The sequence below is a fragment of the Arthrobacter sp. UYEF21 genome (assembly GCF_040546085.1).
Taxonomy (GTDB): Bacteria; Actinomycetota; Actinomycetes; order Actinomycetales; family Micrococcaceae; genus Arthrobacter.
In genome coordinates, this window is record NZ_JBEPNF010000006.1 from 146,026 (window position 1) to 162,892 (window position 16,867).

The window sequence follows — 16,867 nt, forward strand, 5'->3', positions numbered from 1 at the left end:
GACGTATGAACGTGGACGAGACGGACCTCCCCGGCCTGGGCCGCCGGAAGGATTTCATGACAGCTTCCGGCCGCCGCATTGGCGTTGTGGAGCTGCGGGAAGGCCAGACGGAACTTATCGTTTCCACTTGGGACGATCCCGATACCTGCCAGGCTTCCATTCCCCTGACGGCGGACGAAGCAGCAACCTTGGGCAACCTCCTCGGCGGGCGGCATCTGGCCATGAAACTGACGGAGGAGCACCGGGATGTGCCCGGCATCGTGACCCGGCAGTTCTCCATTGCCCCGGATTCCCCGTTCCAGAACCAGCCCATGGGGAAGGCGTGCATCCGCACCCGCTGCGGTGTCTCGATTGTGGCGATCATGCGGGAAGGCGAGGTGCTCCCGTCGCCGGGACCCGACGTCGTACTTCATTCAGGTGACCTGCTCGTTGCAGTGGGAACGCAAGAAGGCCTCGATTCGGCGGCCGATATCCTCCGCAACGGCTGAGCGCCATGGACCCGCTGGCCCTGACCCTCATCGAACTGGGGGCCGTTGTGTTCTGCCTTGGCCTGTTGGCCAGGCTGGCCGGACGGATCGGAATGTCACCCATCCCGCTGTACCTCGTGGGCGGTCTCGCCTTCCGTGCGGGCGGTATGGTCAAGCTCGAAGGTATGCAGGAATTCGCACATCTCTCCGGGGAGATCGGCGTGATCCTGCTGCTGCTTATGCTCGGGTTGGAATATACGGCTGCCGAGCTTTTCACCGGTCTGCGCAGGTCCTGGCAGGCCGGTGTTCTTGATCTGGTGCTGAACTTTATCCCAGGGGCCGGGCTGGCGCTCCTGCTTGGCTGGGGTGGGGTGGGCGCCATGGTCATGGGCGGCGTCACCTATATTTCGTCCTCGGGGATCGCCGCCAAGGTCATCAGGGACCTTGGCCGGATCGGTAACCGCGAGACCCCCGCCGTGCTGTCCATTCTGGTGTTCGAGGACCTGGCCATGGCCGTGTACCTGCCGATCCTCACAGCCACCCTGGCCGGCGTGAGCTTCCTGGGCGGGCTGAGCACCGTGGGCATATCCCTGGCGGTGGTCACGCTGGTCCTCATTGTTGCGCTCCGGCACGGCCACCATGTGTCCAGGGCGGTGCACAGCGAAAACTCCGAAGTGTTCCTACTCAACCTGCTCGGTGCCGCCCTGTTGGTTGCCGGCGTGGCGTCGGCCATGCAGGTTTCGGCGGCGGTAGGCGCGTTTATGCTTGGCATCGCCATCTCAGGCGCCACAGCCCACAACGCCACCCGGATCCTGGAGCCGCTGCGGGATCTGTTTGCTGCCATCTTCTTTGTGGCCTTCGGACTCAACATGGACCCGTCGTCCATCCCGCCCGTGCTCGGCTGGGCGCTGGTGCTGGCGGTCATCACCGCCGCCACCAAAATGGTCACTGGCATCTGGGCCGCCAAGCGGGCAGGGATCGCGCGTCCTGGACGTTTCCGTGCCGGTGCGGCGCTTATTGCCCGCGGCGAGTTCTCCATCGTCATCGCTGGCCTGGCAGTGGCCTCCGGCGTGGTCCCGTACGAACTCGCTGCCCTGGCTACCGCCTACGTCCTGCTCATGGCCATCATCGGTCCGCTGGCCGCCCGGTACGTGGAGCCCGTGCTCAAAGCGTTCCGGCCGCGCGCCCAGGAACCGGCCCGCGCCTAGAACACCTCATCGAGGGTGAGAGCTCGAACAGCCCGCCCCGAAACTTCGCCTAAATCTCCGTGCGGTGGAAGTTCAGATGGCTGCGGCTGGCGGTGGGGCCACGCTGGCCCTGGTAGCGGTTGCCGTAGTCGCCCGAGCCGTAGGGGTGTTCGGCGGCCGAGGTCAGCCGGAAGAAGCACAGCTGGCCAATCTTCATGCCCGGCCAGAGCTTGATGGGCAGGGTGGCCATGTTCGAGAGTTCCAGCGTGACGTGCCCGGAAAAGCCTGGATCGATGAACCCGGCTGTGGAGTGCGTCAGCAGGCCCAGCCGCCCCAGCGATGACTTGCCCTCCAGACGGGCAGCGATGTCGTCCGGCAGGGTGACGCTCTCGTAGGTGGAGCCGAGTACAAACTCGCCGGGGTGCAGGATGAAAGGCTCGCCGCGCTCCACCTCCACCAGGCGGGTCAGCTCGGGCTGCTCTTCGGCGGGGTCGATGTGGGCGTACTTGTGGTTGTCGAAAAGCCGGAAAAACCGGTCGATCCGCACGTCCACCGACGACGGTTGGACCATCGCGGAATCGTAGGGTTCAAGGACGATCCGTTGGGAGTCTATTTCGGCACGAATATCGCGGTCACTGATCAGCACGCCTCCCAAATTACTATGCGTTGTCCATAGCGCACATTTTGCGTTGTTGCTGTCACCTACTGGGGCTAATGTTGCCTCAGGATGTCAGCCGCCGGAGGTCTCCCGGTTGGTACAACTGAACTGAACTGATCTGGGGTTGGTTTGAAAAACTTTGCGGCGCCTGCCGTTGTGGCAATGTTGTGCGCTCTCGCCCTTGTCTCCCCGGCCGCCGGCCTGTATTCCAGCCCGCCTGGGCACGAGCCGTCAGTCGAGGCAGCGAGCGCCACAGGCCCACGAAACGTGACCCTCGGCCCCGCAGGAACCGCGGACACCGACGGCGCACGCAAAGCGGACACCGGCACCAGGTCTCCACTCGCCCCGGCGGTGGAACCGGCGATTACCCCGGCATCGCCCGCCGGGGGACAAAATTCGCCAGCCACAGCAGCAGTGCCACAGGCGGCAACCGAGGCTCTACCTGCCACAGTCTCCTCCGGACCACTCGCACCCGAAGTCCCTTCCGTGCCGCCGCTGTGGGCGCCCGAGGACGAGCTGGCGCAGCACAAATCCACGGTTTCCGCCCCGCCTACACTCGCAACGGAATCCCTCGCCGCCGAATCACTTCGCACCGAAGCGCTGGTCCCGGACAACAACGCCGCCGCCATCCTGACCGTGTTCACCAAAATAAACGAATACCGGGTGGCCAATGGCCTGGCGCCAGTCAAGTACAACCCCACAGTGGCGGGCCTGGCCCAGGATTGGTCCGACAACATCGCCTCCCGCGAAGTCATTGAGCACCGTGCCAGTTTCTGGACCGACCCCCGAGCCATGAGCCCAAGCAGCGCAGGCGAGGTCATCGCCATCCGCACGGACCGCAACGCCGCGCTGTTGGTGGAGTGGTGGAAGAGCTCCCCCGGCCACAACGCCATGTTGCTCGACCCGCGCTTCAACGTCATGGGCGCCGGAATCTCCTATACGAACAGTCTGTACACCATTTGGGGAGTCGTAAACTTCTTCGGCTACACCACCCTCCCGGCCGGCACCGTGAATTCCCCCGGGGGCAGCGCCTCCAACGGCAATGCCTTCCCAGCTAAAGCCCCCACCGTGTGCGATCCCGCGGTCAAACACATGCCGCCCACACAGAACCTGGCCAGCGCCGCGATCACCAGCGCTGCCGACCTGGTGACCATCAATTCCTCAGGCCAACTCCTCAACCGCCCCTCCGCCGGGAACAGAACCTTTGGGGCAGCCAAGGTCATCGGTTCCGGCTTCGGATCGGCCAAGGAAGTCTTTACCCCGGACTGGGACCGCGACGGCGTCTATGACCTTCTGACCCAGTGGAATGACGGCCGCCTGACGCTCCATCCGGGGCTGGTTGGTGGAGGTTTTGGCACCGCAGTGACTCTCGGCCAGTCCGGCTGGGCCAGCATGACACTCGCCGTCGGCGGCTGGTGCGCCAACAACCGGCTCCCGCAGCTGGTCGCCCTGGACACCGCCGGCAACCTCTACCTTTACCCGAACAAGGGCGCCGGGGATTTGGCGGCCCGCGAGACCGTGGCCACCGGTGTTTCCGCCAGCCGTCTGAGCATGGTGGACTACGACGCCGACGGGTTCCAGGACCTCCTGGCCATAAAGTCCGACGGCGGCGTGCTGCTTTACCGGGGAGCAGGCACCCTGGCGCCCCGCGCCGAAGCCCGGCCCACCGTAGCCATCGGCTGGACGGACGTGACCGGGATCAGCCCCCTGCGCGATGTCACGGCCCTTAACTCGACTGGAGTGGCATTGCGCCGCGCCAATGACGTGGTGCAGTACTGGGACCTGAGCGGCGGAACCCTTGCGGCGGCGTCGAACGTCACTGGAAGCTGGGCGGGCCAGCGGCTGGCGCAATAGCGGCGCCGGGGCATTGAACCCGGAAAACCTACGCGGCCGAGCGAATGGCCAGCACGTCCTTAAGTCGCTCCAGCTGGGCCACTTCGGCCTTCATGCCGCGCTGGACGCCGGTATTCATGAGTCCGAGAAGGCCCTTGGGCTGATAGTCGAGGGCGAACCGGACGCGGGTTCCCGCCGGTTCCGTGCTGAGGTAATACCCGCCGGAGGGCCGTGTCTGGCCGGCAATAACCTGGAACCCGAGTTCTGCACCGGGCCTGGCCTCGGTGATTTCGAAGTCGGCTGCGACTGTGAGGCCGGCCCGGCCCACCACCGTCTGCCGGTACACTGCGCCCTTGGTCCCGGCGGTGCCCGATGCCAGGCTGATGGTGCGGATGCCCGGGCGCCACTGCGGCAGGTTCATGCCGTCCGCTAAAAAGGTGTACACGTCCATGGCATCACTCGGAATGAGTACCTCGTGTTCTGCAAATGCCATGGGGAATCCTTCGGTTAGCGTCAGGCGAGCGGTGGTAGCCCGCCTCACCCCCATGACACCGCAGCTAACGCGTTCACCGTAGCCAGTGGTTTTGTCCCGCGCCTAGCCACGGACGGGGCCGTTATTGAAGAGTTACTGGATGACGCCGCGCGGCGGGATTTGAGCAGACACGGCCCGCACCGTGGGCACTGTTGCCAGCGCGGGCGCGCATCTGCGCTAAGCTAAGTTTTGCCCCGCGCAGATGGGGGCCACGCGGCTGTAGCTCAATGGTAGAGCGCTAGCTTCCCAAGCTTGATACGCGGGTTCGATTCCCGTCAGCCGCTCCACTTTCCTGAACCGCCGCCCGGCGTTTCCCAGCCGCTCTTGGCCTTCCTCACCCCTCGCTCCACGGCCTTCTTCAGCGCCGCCAGCCGGGCCGCTTCCTGCTTCCGGTAGGCGCCCTCCCTGCCCGCAGAAACGTCCGGCCGAGCCCCTTGGGAACGTACTGCGCGCTTAGACTCAGCCGCGTGCTGTCCGCCACGGGTACACCACGCAGGTGCAGGTGATGGTTTCCGTGCGGCTGTCGTGTGTTTCGGTCCAGGCGCGGTCCGGTACTTGATCTTTGAAAGTCACCTGCGCGCCGTCCTGCCCGGGAACAGCAGCGCGTGCCTCCGCATCCATACACCCACCTCGCCCGTTAGGTGCCCACGTGTATCGTCAGCAGTCAGGAACCTCTTCGGTTCCGCTACAGGAGCAATCATGGCTGACAAGTCCCCGCGTCAAGCAGCATCCAAAAAAGCCGGCAAATCCATCAAGGAAAAGCGCGCCGAGAAGCGCGCAGCCGCAGCGCCCGCCTCCTCCCTGGACAGCACGTCCAAAACCGCTAAAAAGAAGTGAGTGGCCAACAGAGCCAGCTGACTCTGGGCGTACTGGCATCAACCCGCAAGCCGGACGAACGCCGCCTCCCCATCCACCCCCTGCACTTCGAACGCATCGCCCCTGAACTGCGCCAGAGCATCATCCTTGAGCAGGGCTACGGCGAGCGCTTCGGCGTCTCGGACGAGCACCTCTCCACCCTCGTCGGCACTATAGCAACCAAGGAAGCGCTGCTGGCGGAGGCCGACGTCGTGCTCCTGCCGAAACCGCAGCCGGAAGACCTTGCCGAACTGCGCGACGGCCAGGTCCTCTGGGGCTGGCCGCACTGCGTCCAGGACCGCGCCATCACCCAGCTCGCCATCGACAAAAAGCTCACGCTTATTGCCTTCGAGGCCATGAACCACTGGGCCAGCGACGGCGGTTTTGGCTTGCACGTATTCCACAAGAACAATGAGCTGGCCGGGTACTGTTCGGTGCTGCACGCCCTCTCGCTGACAGGTTCAACCGGTGACTACGGGCGTCGCCTCAGCGCCGTGGTGATCGGTTTCGGGGCTACTGCCCGCGGCGCCGTGACGGCTCTGAACGCGCACGGCATCCATGACGTCCAGGTGCTGACCAACCGCGGAGTCGCCGCGGTGGGCGCCCCGATCCATTCGGTCAACATCGTGCAGTTTGATCACGACGACGAGGCCCCCTTCCTGAGCCAGGTCATCACCGAGCGGGGCCGGGTTCCGTTGGCGCCGTTCCTGGCCGAAAGCGACATTGTGGTCAACTGCACCCTGCAGGATCCGAACAATCCGCTGACGTACCTGTGGGCCGAGGACCTGGCAGCGTTCAACCCCGGGAGCCTGATCGTCGACGTTTCGTGCGATGAGGGCATGGGCTTCAGCTGGGCGCGTTCCACCACGTTCGCCGAGCCGATATTCGCCATTGGCGACCATATTAACTACTACGCGGTGGACCACAGCCCGTCCTATCTCTGGAATTCGTCCACGTGGGAAATCAGCCAGGCCCTGCTGCCGTTCCTCGAGACGGTCACGGGCGGGCCGGAAGCCTGGGACGCGAACGAAACCATCGCCCGGGCCATCGAGATCCGCGGCGGACTGGTCCTCAACAAGGATGTGCTGGAGTTCCAGCACAGGCAGCCGGAGTACCCGCACCTGCCCGCCTAGGCTTTCACGCCGCCGGGCCATTGACGGACCTGGCGGACACTCAAGAAAACCACCTGACCACACCATATTTACTCAAAACCATTGAAGAAAAACCCAGCCTCCTTTATGCTGGTTTTTCCATGGGGTCAAGCAGAGGCCGGTTCAACACTACGAGTGCGCCCCGCAGCCCATGGAGGGCCGCGCTCGGGATAGGCAGCCAATGACGACAGCCGGGAACACCCATCACCACACAGCATTTGCTCCCCGACATAACACCGTGCGCCCGCTGGTTACGCATCATGCCAGCTTTGGCTCCGGCATCACCCACGCCGCCGAATACGTAGGTAAGCCAACCTGCGAAAAGTGCGGCACGGACGAATTTATCTACCTTGAGTCATATGTTCCCCCGGTTTACCGGCGTGACGGGGCGGTCAGGACACTGGGCGAAGTCGCCTACACCTGCACCCGTTGCGAAGATTTCTCGGCCCACAGCGTTCCCACGTCGTGGACTCCCCCGGGCTGGTATCTGGGGTGATTTTATTGGTCTCCGCCCGCCGCATATTGCGTGGGCCCACTTAACAACAGAAAGTCCCGGCGGCCACCAAGTGGCCGTCGGGACTTTCGTTTGGGGACGCCTGCCCTGAGGCTCCCTGGATTAAATCAGTGCATCTGAGAGGTGGTTCGGGGTCCCGAACCGGTGGGCCGTGATGCTGATGGCCTGCTCGTGCAGGAACGGCAACATCTCCACCCGGCCGGCTTCGGTCACCGGGTGCGCGTAGACCGCTACATCCGGGCGACCGTCGGTGGCTCCCGCGAGGGCGGTGGCGTTGCCGCCGATCAGGCGGATCCGTGCGCCGGACAATTTGCCTGAGGTGGCGAGGCGTGCCACTGAAGCCAGCCAGCCGGCGTCGGACTCCACCGTCACACTGATGTCCAGGCCGGTGAACACCGCACGCAGCTGGGCGGGAAGTTTGACGGCGGTGGACACCGTGAGCGCCGAACCGGCCTGCACGCCCGCGGCCACGGTCCGGGCCAGGTGCGCCAGCGGGGCGCCTTCGGAGAGCCGGACGGTGACCGGCAGCGCCCGGTAGCGGAAGATGTTCCGCTCCGCGCTCAGGCCGGACACGTCCTTGGCCGTACCGAACTCGTCGGCCCAGGCCTGGGCGTCGGAGGCCAGGGACCGCTGCAGCGACTCGGTTTCTGCCGACTGGAGGATGCCGGCGGTTGCGTTCAGGATGCGCCGCACGCCCGAGTTGGTGATGGCGGCGGTGGCCGCGCTCGGGGAGGAGACCCAGTCGCCCAGGCCGGCGAGGTAGTTGGGTCCGCCCGCTTTGGTACCGGCGCCCACGGCCGACTTCTTCCAGCCGCCGAACGGCTGGCGCTGCACAATGGCGCCGGTGATGCCGCGGTTGACGTACAGGTTGCCGGCCTCGATGGTGTCCAGCCAGAGACCCACCTCATCAGGATTCAGGGAGTGCAGGCCAGCGGTGAGCCCGTACTCGATCTGGTTTTGGATGGCGATGGCCTCTTCAAGCGTGTCGGCCGTCATCACACCGAGGACCGGGCCAAAGAATTCAGTGAGGTGGAAGTAGGACCCGCGGCGGACGCCGTAGCGCACGCCCGGGCTCCAGAGCCGGCCGGTTTCATCCAGTTTCTGAGGTTCCACCGCCCAGGTTTCGCTTTCGCCCAGGGTGGTGAGGGCGTGCAGGAGCTTGCCGTCGGCGGGCTCGATGATGGGGCCCATCTGGCTGGTGGGATCCTGCGGGTAGCCCACCTTCAGGGACGTGACGGCATCGATCAACTGGTTGTGGAACCGCCTGGATTTGGCAACGGAGCCCACCAGGATCACCAGCGAGGCGGCAGAGCACTTCTGGCCTGCGTGCCCGAACGCCGAGTACGCCACGTCCTTCGCGGCCAGGTCCAGATCCGCGCTCGGGGTCACGATGAGGGCGTTTTTGCCGCTCGTCTCTGCTAGGAGCGGCAGGTCTTTGCGGAAGGAACGGAACAGCTCGGCGGTCTCGTAGCCGCCCGTGAGGATCACCCGGTCCACCGCAGGGTGGGCGATCAGCTGCTGGCCCAGCTCCCGCTCGCCCAGTTGCACCATGGTCAGCACGTCCTTCGGCACACCGGCTTCCCAGAATGCCTCGATCATCACGGCGCCGCTGCGTCGGGCCTGCTTGGCAGGCTTGATCACGACGGCGGAGCCCGCGGCGAGTGCCGCGAGGGTGGATCCGGCCGGGATGGCCACCGGGAAGTTCCATGGCGGGGTCACCACGGTGAGCTTGGCCGGAACGAACGTTGCGCCGTCGACCTTTTCCAGCTTCCGCGCCGACTCGGCGTAGTAGTGGGCGAAGTCGATGGCTTCGCTGACTTCGGGGTCGCCCTGGTCGATGGTTTTGCCGGTTTCGCTGGCCATGACCTCCAAGAGGTCGGCGCGGCGGGCCTCGAGGACGTCGCCGGCGCGGTGCAGGATCTCGGCGCGCTCGTCGCCGGTCAGGGCGCCCCAGGCTTTGCCCTTCTCGACGGCCGTCTCAATCACGGTGTTGAGGGCGGCCTCGTCGGTGATGGTGGCGGCGTCGACGGCGGCGGTCCCCAGGGTGGACGCCACGACGCGGTCCAGGATAGCGCGGCCCCAGATGCGGTTGGCGGGCAGGGACGGGTCCGTGTCAGGGGTGTTGCCGAAGCCGCGTTCTGCCTCATCGGCGGTCGGCTGCGGCGGGAGGCTGCGGTTCTGCTGCCGGTTGGCCGGCGGGATCTCGTCGTCGAGCTTGTCCAGGGAGGCGAGGAAGCGCCGCTTCTCGCGCTCAAACAGGGATTCGTTCTCACTCAGCTCAAACACTGCGGACATGAAGTTGTCCTGGCTGGCACCCTCCTCGAGGCGGCGGATCAGGTAGGCGATGGCGACGTCGAACTCGGCCGGGTGCACCACGGGCGTGTAGAGCAGGAGCGAGCCGACGTCCTTCTTGACCGCCTCGGCCTGGCCCTGCGCCATACCGAGCAGCATCTCGAACTCGATGCCGGACTCCACACCGCGCTGCTTGGCCAGGAGCCAGGCGAAGGCAATGTCGAACAGGTTGTGCCCGGCCACACCGATGCGGACGTTCTTGATCCGGTCCGGGTGCAGGGCGTAGTTGATGACACGCTTGTAGTTGGTGTCCGAGTCCTGCTTGGTGTGCCAGGTGGCCAGCGGCCAGTCGTGGAGTGAGGCTTCCACCTGTTCCATCGGCAGGTTGGCGCCCTTGACTACGCGGACCTTGATGGCGGCACCGCCGTTGGTGCGGCGTTCCGCGGCCCAGCCATGGAGGCGGATCATGGCGGAGAGGGCGTCCGGCAGGTAGGCCTGGAGCACAATGCCGGCTTCGAGGTCCTTGAACTCTGGCTTGTCCAGGATCCTGGTGAAGACCTCGATGGTCATGTCCAGGTCCTTGTATTCCTCCATGTCCAGGTTGATGAACTTGGCTTTCTGGCCGGCGCCGGCGAAGGAGGCGGCGCTGGCGAACAGCGGGGTGAGCTTTTCGACGACGTGCTCAACGGCTTCATCGAAGGCCCACGCGGAGTGGGGGGCAACGGTGGAGGAAACCTTGATGGAGACATAGTCCACGTCCGGCCGGGCAAGGAGCATATGGGTGCCTTCGAGCCGTCGGGAGGCCTCGTGCTCACCCAGGACCGCTTCGCCGAGAAGATTGACGTTGAGCTTGATGCCGTCCTTGCGGATCTTCGCAATGGCGGGCCCCAGCTTGGCATCGGTGGCGTCCACGATCAGGTGGCCCACCATCTCGCGGAGCACGCGGCGGGCGATCGGGATAACCACCTGGGGCAGGAGGGGGGCCATGGTGCCGCCGAGCTGGACTGCGCTGCGCATGTACCAGGGCAGGAACGCCGGGACCTTTGGCGCGAGGGCGGCGAGGTTGCGGGCGGCGACGTTCAGATCTTCGGGGCGGACCACGCCGTCCACAAATCCAACGGTGAACTCCAGCCCGTTCGGGTCCTTCAGCACACCGGCAAGCTGCTCCGCTGAAGCATCAACAGGAACTTTCGACGCCTCGGTCAGCCAGCGACGCACCAGGGTGACGGTTTCCGCCGCCAGGGCACGGGCCTGCGGGACATCAGTTCGCCCGGAGGTTTCCGTTGCAGTGTGAGTCATGATTTGCTCGTTCTTTCCTAGGGATGGAGGGGGCTTATCCATCAGTATGAGCTTAAAATCACATAAGATAAAGCGATGTTTTCTAAGCAATACAGGTTAGGAAACCAAACTATTGCGGCCGGCCCCCAGACCCTCTCTCACTCCCTGCACATCCCCCGGTTATTTATTGCAGTGAGTGAGAGAGCCTATTGGGGCGGGGTGTGGTGTGGGTCAGGCGAGGGGCCGGTGCATCTCCACGGCTTCGTCGTGCCGCGGGCTGTTGGGGTTCATCAGCGAGTGCTTGCGGCCGTAGGAGAAGTAGATTGCCAACCCCACCACAAGCCACACACCGAACCGCAACCATGTCTCCCAGTGCAGCTGCAGCATCAGGAACCCCGACGCCAGCACACCGAAGGCGGGGATGACCGGCATCAGCGGCAGGCGGAACGTACGGGGGGCATCCGGCCTCTTGTAGCGGAAGACAATCACCGAGAAACAGACGACGACGAACGCGGCCAGGATGCCGATGTTGGTCAGATCCGCGACCGCCTTGATGGGGAACACGCCGGCCAGCAAAGCCGAGGCGACGCCGGCGATCCAGGTGACTCGCTGCGGAGTGCCATTGCGGTCCGTCTTGGCGAACCAGCCAGGGAGCAGGCCGTCGCGGCTCATGGAGAACCACACGCGGGTGACGCCGAGGAGGAAGGTGAGCATCACGGTGAGGATGGACAGGACGGCGAAGACCGAGATGATGGTGGCGATTACAGGCAGGCCCACGCCGGTGAACGCGGACGCGAAGCCCGCCTTTGGATCGATGTCCTTGTAGTTCTGCATGCCGGTCAGGACCAGAGTTGCCGCAACATAGAGCAGCATGGCCACGACCAGGGACAGGACGATGGCCTTGGGCATATGTTTCTTCCCGTCCTTTGCCTCTTCCGCGGCGGTGCTCATGGCGTCGTAGCCAAACACGGCGAAGAACACTGTGGCCGAGCCCGCCAGGACTGGGCCGAAGCCGCTGGGCATGAACGGGTTGTAATTGTTCGTGTCGATATAGAAGACGCCGAGGCCGATGATGAACAGGATCAGGAGAACCTTGATGGCCACGGCCACCAGTTCAAACCGGCCGAAGGCCTTGGTTCCCCGCGAGAGAATCCAGGTCACCAGCAGGCAGACCAGGATGGCCGGAATGTTGAGCAGCCCGCCCTTGCCCTCATCCGGCGTCGAGGTCATCCAAACAGGCATGTGAACGCCGATGCCGGACAGGAACGCCTCGAGGTAACCGGAGATACCGATGGCCACCACGGCAACTATCGCAATGTATTCCAGCAGCAGATCCCAGCCAATGAACCAGCCGATCACCTCACCGAGAGCGACATAACCATAGGTGTAGGCCGAACCGGCCCGGGGGATCATGCCGGCAAACTCCGCGTAAGAGAGGGCGGCTGCGGCCGAGGCCAGCCCGGCAATAAGGAATGAAATCAGCACCGCGGGCCCCACTCCCGGGTTGTCCCCGCTGCCTGCGGCCACCAGCCCGGCGAGGGAAAAGATGCCGACGCCGATGATGCCGCCGACGCCAATGGCCGTCAGCTGCCACAGTCCGAGGGACTTGAACAGCCCGCTGTGCTTGTTTTCTTCTTCGATGTCATCGATGGGCTTGCGCCGCATGATCGACTGGGTCATGTCTCTAGTACTCATCAGCAATCTCCTGCGTGGGGTGCGGCCCCCGCGCGGCGGCGGGCTGTGACGGGGGTAACTCTGCAACAACAGTATGCAAGCGTGATTGCGTTAGATAAAGTGAATACTGCTAACCAATATTCATTAGATTCGTCACTCATTTAGATTCTGCAAGGAATGTGGCCATGCTCGATGTCCGGCGCCTGAGGCTGCTCCGCGAGTTGAAGATCCGGGGGACGCTGGCCGAGGTGGCAGAGGCGTTGCAGTACAGCCCGTCGTCGGTATCGCAGCAACTCGCCCTGCTCGAAAAAGAAGTGGGGGTGGAACTGCTCCGCAAAACCGGCCGCCGGGTCCAGCTGACACCGCAGGCTGAAGTCCTGGTGGCACATACCGCCCAGCTGCTCGAAACCCTTGAACATGCTGAAGCGGACCTGGCAACGTCGCTGACCACAGTCACCGGAACCGTGCGGATCGCCGTCTTCCAGTCCGCAGCGCTGGCATTGATGCCGGAAACCCTCACGCGCATGACGAACACCTACCCCGAGGTGCGGATCGAGATGACCCAGCGTGAGCCGGAAACCGCCCTGCACGAAACCTGGGCGCGCGACTTCGACCTGGTGATCGCCGAGCAGTATCCGGGCCATGCCGCGCCCCGTTATGCCGAGCTGGACCGCGTCAAACTGACCACCGACGCCATCCGGCTTGCCGTTCCGCCAGCCTCCGACGGCGGGCCCGCCATCCGTTCGCTGGAAGACACTGCGACGCTGCCGTGGGTCATGGAGCCCCGCGGCGCGGCCTCCCGGCACTGGGCGGAACAGGCCTGCCGAGGGGCTGGTTTCGAGCCCGATGTGCGCTTCGAAACAGCTGATCTCCAGGCTCAGATCCGGCTGATCGAGTCCGGGAATGCCGTGGCACTGATGCCGGACCTCGTGTGGACCGGCCGCGGCACCTCCGCCCAGTTGCTGGACCTGCCCGGCAATCCGTACCGCACCGTGTTCACGTCGGTCCGCCGCTCCAGTGCACAGCGGCCCGCCATCATGGCCGCGCGCGAGACGCTCGCCGCCACCGCCGCTTCGGTAGCGCGGACCGATGCGGCAGGGAGGGACGGAGGCGGTCCGGGCGGCCGGCCGCCGTCGCCGTCGCCGTAGCGTGTAGTTATCACCGCGCGTTTGGTGCGTCACAGCGCGATCCGGGGGTCAGGGCTAGAATAGCGACGTTATGAATCGCACAATATTCAAGTCCAAAATCCACCGGGCCACCGTCACGCACGCTGACCTCCACTACGTAGGTTCGGTCACTGTTGACCTGGACCTCCTTGATGCTGCCGATATCCTTCCCGGCGAGCTTGTGGCCATTGTGGATGTGACCAACGGTGCGCGCCTGGAAACCTACACCATCGCCGGCGAGCGCGGCTCTGGCGTGATTGGCATCAATGGGGCCGCTGCGCACCTGATGCACGAGAACGACATCGTCATCCTGATCACCTATGCCCAGATGACCACGGAAGAGGCCGCCGCCTACGACCCCAAAGTTGTCCACGTAGATAAGGACAACCGGATCGTCCAGATCGGCAACGATCCCGCGGAGGGCCACACTCCGGGTCTGATGCGCCCGCCGTTCGCACTTAATAACGCCGGCCTGTAGCCGGAGCGTGAATCCAGGCAAACCCACCCGCCGCACCCTCGGAATGTTGTCTTGGTAGGAGTGCTGCAGGGATTTTTTGTCGTGTGGTTCATCATCCTGGTGGGCTGGTTTGTGGGCCGGCAGCGGATCCTGGGCGATAACGCCCGCCAGGTTCTCAGCGCCCTGACGTTCTTTGTGGCCAGCCCGGCCCTCCTGTTTGAGACCCTGAGCAAGGCAGCGCTGCGGGAAGTCTTCGCTGAGCCCTTGCTGGTTACCGCGGTGGCAGCCATTGCCTGCGCCCTGATGTTCTTCAGCATCGTGAAATTCGCCCTCAAGCGCGCGTTGCCCGAGGCGCTGATGTCGTCGATGGCCGCATCCCTGGCCAACTCCGCGAACCTGGGCATCCCCATCGCGGTCTACGTTTTGGGCGACGCCAGCTACGTGGCACCGCTGCTCATTTTCCAGCTGGCCTTCTTTACGCCGGTTTTCCTGATGATCCTGGACGCCAGTACAAGCACCCACCGCACCACGCCAGCGGGATTCATCCTCGTGATCCTCCGGAACCCGATGATTGTCGGTTCCGCGCTGGGCCTCCTGGTGGCCGGGCTGGACTGGCAGGTACCGGCCCTGGTCCTGGAACCGATCCACCTGATCGGCGGCGCGGCGATCCCGGCCATGCTGATCGCCTTCGGCATGAGCCTCAATGGCAGCAGGCCGCTGCAGGCCGCCAGCGCAAGACGCCCGGACACCATCCTGGCCAGTTCGTTCAAACTGGTGGTCCAGCCGGCAATCGCCTATCTTTTCGCGCGGTTCGTGCTGGGAATGGAAGGCCACACGCTGTTCGCGGTGGTGGTGGTTTCCTCCCTCCCCACAGCGCAGAATGTCTTTGTTGCCGCCAGCCGCTATAAAACGGGGCTCACGGTGGCCAAAGACACCGTCCTGATCACCACGGTGGTGGCGGTACCCGACATGATCGGCGTGGCCCTGCTGCTGAACTGACCGAGACCCGATGAGCCACACCAAAGTGGTGGACCCGCAGGTATTGGACGACGGCGTCCGGCTCACCGTTGGAGACCCTCAACTGCACCTATACCAGCACGCTGGACAACGACTTCGTCCTTGACCGGGCGGGTCCCGTGGTCATCGGCGCCGGTTTCTCCGGGCACGGCTTCAAGTTCACCCCTGGGGTGGGGCGGATCCTCGCGGACCTGGCACCGGCACCCGGCCCGCACCCGGCATCTTCTCCGCGTTACGGTAGCGGTCAGGGCGAGCGGCGCTGGAAGCCATCCGCTTCGGCGCGGGCCGGAACATCGTTCCCTTGTGCCCCGGTTTGCGGGGCGGCAGTTCCTGTGGCTGACGCGGCCGGCATCGCGATCACGGCGGCGACAGTGAGCACCGCACCGGCCAGCACCGTGAGGAAGACGGCCCCGGACGCCACCACCACGGTGTGCTCGTTGCCGGGCCCGTCTGCACTGCCGGCATAGATGGCGTTGGCCACGGCGCCGAACAAGGCCACCCCAAGCGCGCTGCCGATGGACCGTGCAAAGAGGTTGGTGCTGGTAACCACCCCACGCTCGTTCCACAGAACACTTGATTGGGCAGCGATCAGGGTGGGTGTGGCCACCAGCCCAAGGCCAAGTCCCACCATGAAGCAACTGACGGCGATCAGCGCCACGTTGGGCGTGGCGGAGGTGAACGTCAGGACAGCCAGTCCCACGACGGTGACAGCGATGCCGATCAAGGCTGTCGCTTTGAATCCGATCCGCAGGTAGAAGCGGCCCGCCTGTGACGCACTGATCGGCCAGCCTACCGTCAGCGCTGCGAGCGCCAGGCCGGCCACCATGGGTGATGTGGACAGCGCCCCATCCAGGTAGGTGGGCACGTAGGAAGTCAGCCCGATCATGATCGTTCCGACGCCGAAAGACACCAGTGCAGTGGTGGCAAGGAGGCGCCGGGACACTACCCATGGCGGCAGGACCGGCTCTGCGGCACGCCGCTCAACCAGGAGGAAGACGACAAGGAGCATTCCACCGACGCCGAAGGCGCCAATGCTGGGCGGCGAATTCCAGGCCCACGCCTGGCCGCCCTCCAGGGCTCCGAGGATGAGCAGGCTCAGCGAACCCGCCAGGAGGGCTGCACCGGGGTAATCCACGCGATGCCGGGCCCGCTCCACGTTCTCGTGCAGGGTCCGGAGCAGCATCCAGCCCGCCAGGACGCATAGCGGAACATTGACCAGGAAGATCCCCCGCCAGAGGCCCAGGGACGAGAACATCCCGCCCAGGGTTGGCCCCACCACAGAGGAAACCGCCCAGACGCTTGCCAGGTAACCCTGAACCTTCGCGCGTTCCTCCAGGGAGTAGATGTCGCCGGCGATCGTGATGGAAACCGGGAGGACTGCTCCTGCACCCAGGCCCTGCAGAGCACGGAAAGCGATCAGCGCGGGCATGCTCCAAGCGATTCCGCAGAGCACGGAACCGAGCAGGAAGAGGCTGATGCCGGCCAGGATGATCGGTTTGCGGCCCACCATGTCGGACAGCTTCCCGTAAATGGGCACCGAGACGGCCTGGGCCAGCAGGTACGCGGAGAAGAGCCAAGGAAATGACGAGAACCCGCCAACGTCGGCCACGATGGAGGGGACCGCGGTGGCCACGATCGTGGCATCAATGGCAACAAGTCCGGTAGCCAGCATCAGGGCAATGAGAATGGGGCCCCGCTCAGAACGGAACCCCACTCCTTGGGCTTGGGTTGTCATCGCTCGGTCCCGTCTTGGTCGCGGAGTCCTTTTGCAGGGTCCTTGTCTACC

15 protein-coding genes, 1 tRNA gene and 1 pseudogene are annotated in these 16,867 nt (G+C 64.8%); 11 read left to right on the forward strand and 6 right to left on the reverse strand.

The annotated features are described in order from the left end of the window. Positions 1-5 precede the first annotated feature (5 nt). Complete coding sequence (locus tag ABIB27_RS09125; RefSeq protein ID WP_354215737.1) at positions 6-488, forward strand: cation:proton antiporter regulatory subunit; 483 nt, start codon at positions 6-8, stop codon at positions 486-488. Positions 489-493: 5 nt separating this feature from the next. After that, positions 494-1,675, forward strand: a complete 1,182-nt coding sequence (locus tag ABIB27_RS09130) for a cation:proton antiporter (protein ID WP_354215738.1) — start codon at positions 494-496, stop codon at positions 1,673-1,675. Positions 1,676-1,724: 49 nt separating this feature from the next. Here the strand turns inward: ABIB27_RS09130 and dcd are convergent, their stop codons facing one another. Next, complete coding sequence (dcd, locus tag ABIB27_RS09135; protein ID WP_354215739.1) at positions 1,725-2,300, reverse strand: dCTP deaminase; 576 nt, start codon at positions 2,298-2,300, stop codon at positions 1,725-1,727. A 279-nt stretch (positions 2,301-2,579) separates the two neighbouring features. On the opposite strand from dcd, the gene ABIB27_RS09140 reads away from it, so the two are divergent. Then, positions 2,580-4,166 (forward strand): CAP domain-containing protein, encoded by a 1,587-nt coding sequence (locus tag ABIB27_RS09140; RefSeq protein ID WP_354215740.1) that lies wholly within the window; start codon positions 2,580-2,582, stop codon positions 4,164-4,166. A gap of 28 nt (positions 4,167-4,194) precedes the next feature. On the opposite strand, the gene ABIB27_RS09145 is transcribed toward ABIB27_RS09140, so the two are convergent. Beyond that, positions 4,195-4,638, reverse strand: a complete 444-nt coding sequence (locus ABIB27_RS09145) for an SRPBCC family protein (protein ID WP_354215741.1) — start codon at positions 4,636-4,638, stop codon at positions 4,195-4,197. A gap of 252 nt (positions 4,639-4,890) precedes the next feature. On the opposite strand from ABIB27_RS09145, the gene ABIB27_RS09150 reads away from it, so the two are divergent. Further along, positions 4,891-4,964: transfer RNA gene (locus tag ABIB27_RS09150), tRNA-Gly, on the forward strand. A gap of 172 nt (positions 4,965-5,136) precedes the next feature. Here the strand turns inward: ABIB27_RS09150 and ABIB27_RS09155 are convergent. After that, a complete protein-coding gene (locus ABIB27_RS09155; RefSeq protein WP_354253814.1) occupies positions 5,137-5,298 on the reverse strand; it encodes a hypothetical protein in 162 nt (53 codons plus the stop codon). A 78-nt stretch (positions 5,299-5,376) separates the two neighbouring features. Between ABIB27_RS09155 and ABIB27_RS09160 the strand changes: the two genes are divergently transcribed. From ABIB27_RS09160 to ABIB27_RS09170, 3 genes are all read left to right on the forward strand, one after another. After that, positions 5,377-5,514, forward strand: coding sequence for a hypothetical protein (locus ABIB27_RS09160; RefSeq protein WP_354215742.1), 138 nt, complete (start codon positions 5,377-5,379; stop codon positions 5,512-5,514). Next, a complete protein-coding gene (locus ABIB27_RS09165) occupies positions 5,511-6,665 on the forward strand; it encodes a N(5)-(carboxyethyl)ornithine synthase (RefSeq protein ID WP_354215743.1) in 1,155 nt (384 codons plus the stop codon). The genes ABIB27_RS09160 and ABIB27_RS09165 overlap by 4 nt, the downstream gene beginning before the upstream one ends. 256 nt (positions 6,666-6,921) lie before the next feature. Next, entirely contained in the window at positions 6,922-7,179 is a 258-nt protein-coding gene (locus ABIB27_RS09170) for a hypothetical protein (RefSeq protein WP_354253815.1), read from the forward strand. Between the two features lie 120 nt (positions 7,180-7,299). On the opposite strand, the gene ABIB27_RS09175 is transcribed toward ABIB27_RS09170, so the two are convergent. Both ABIB27_RS09175 and ABIB27_RS09180 read right to left on the reverse strand, forming a co-directional pair. Further along, positions 7,300-10,788 (reverse strand): bifunctional proline dehydrogenase/L-glutamate gamma-semialdehyde dehydrogenase, encoded by a 3,489-nt coding sequence (locus tag ABIB27_RS09175; RefSeq protein ID WP_354215745.1) that lies wholly within the window; start codon positions 10,786-10,788, stop codon positions 7,300-7,302. A gap of 210 nt (positions 10,789-10,998) precedes the next feature. After that, positions 10,999-12,462 carry an amino acid permease gene (locus ABIB27_RS09180; protein ID WP_354215746.1) on the reverse strand — a complete coding sequence of 488 codons (1,464 nt, stop codon included), beginning with the start codon at positions 12,460-12,462 and terminating at the stop codon, positions 10,999-11,001. Between the two features lie 164 nt (positions 12,463-12,626). Here ABIB27_RS09180 and ABIB27_RS09185 point away from each other — a divergent pair, with 164 nt between their 5' ends. From ABIB27_RS09185 to ABIB27_RS19440, 4 genes and pseudogenes are all read left to right on the forward strand, one after another. After that, on the forward strand, positions 12,627-13,589 hold the full coding sequence (locus ABIB27_RS09185) for a LysR family transcriptional regulator (RefSeq protein ID WP_354215747.1): 963 nt from the start codon (positions 12,627-12,629) through the stop codon (positions 13,587-13,589). A gap of 70 nt (positions 13,590-13,659) precedes the next feature. Beyond that, positions 13,660-14,085, forward strand: a complete 426-nt coding sequence (gene panD / locus ABIB27_RS09190) for an aspartate 1-decarboxylase (RefSeq protein ID WP_354215748.1) — start codon at positions 13,660-13,662, stop codon at positions 14,083-14,085. Between the two features lie 51 nt (positions 14,086-14,136). After that, positions 14,137-15,063, forward strand: coding sequence for an AEC family transporter (locus ABIB27_RS09195; RefSeq protein ID WP_354253816.1), 927 nt, complete (start codon positions 14,137-14,139; stop codon positions 15,061-15,063). A gap of 77 nt (positions 15,064-15,140) precedes the next feature. Continuing rightward, positions 15,141-15,322: pseudogene (locus ABIB27_RS19440) on the forward strand (FAD-dependent oxidoreductase); the annotation flags it as partial. Between the two features lie 3 nt (positions 15,323-15,325). Here the strand turns inward: ABIB27_RS19440 and ABIB27_RS09200 are convergent. After that, a complete protein-coding gene (locus tag ABIB27_RS09200; protein ID WP_354215750.1) occupies positions 15,326-16,816 on the reverse strand; it encodes an MDR family MFS transporter in 1,491 nt (496 codons plus the stop codon). Positions 16,817-16,867: the final 51 nt, after the last annotated feature.

What these genes read in the sequence shown, in the direction of transcription:
- ABIB27_RS09160 (WP_354215742.1), top strand. Translation starts at nt 5,377, where the DNA reads ATGGCTGACAAGTCCCCGCGTCAAGCAGCATCCAAAAAAGCCGGCAAA.
- ABIB27_RS09155 (WP_354253814.1), bottom strand. Translation starts at nt 5,298, where the DNA reads ATGGATGCGGAGGCACGCGCTGCTGTTCCCGGGCAGGACGGCGCGCAG.
- ABIB27_RS09145 (WP_354215741.1), bottom strand. Translation starts at nt 4,638, where the DNA reads ATGGCATTTGCAGAACACGAGGTACTCATTCCGAGTGATGCCATGGAC.
- ABIB27_RS09175 (WP_354215745.1), bottom strand. Translation starts at nt 10,788, where the DNA reads ATGACTCACACTGCAACGGAAACCTCCGGGCGAACTGATGTCCCGCAG.
- ABIB27_RS09185 (WP_354215747.1), top strand. Translation starts at nt 12,627, where the DNA reads ATGCTCGATGTCCGGCGCCTGAGGCTGCTCCGCGAGTTGAAGATCCGG.
- ABIB27_RS09130 (WP_354215738.1), top strand. Translation starts at nt 494, where the DNA reads ATGGACCCGCTGGCCCTGACCCTCATCGAACTGGGGGCCGTTGTGTTC.
- ABIB27_RS09200 (WP_354215750.1), bottom strand. Translation starts at nt 16,816, where the DNA reads ATGACAACCCAAGCCCAAGGAGTGGGGTTCCGTTCTGAGCGGGGCCCC.
- ABIB27_RS09180 (WP_354215746.1), bottom strand. Translation starts at nt 12,462, where the DNA reads ATGAGTACTAGAGACATGACCCAGTCGATCATGCGGCGCAAGCCCATC.
- ABIB27_RS09125 (WP_354215737.1), top strand. Translation starts at nt 6, where the DNA reads ATGAACGTGGACGAGACGGACCTCCCCGGCCTGGGCCGCCGGAAGGAT.
- panD (WP_354215748.1), top strand. Translation starts at nt 13,660, where the DNA reads ATGAATCGCACAATATTCAAGTCCAAAATCCACCGGGCCACCGTCACG.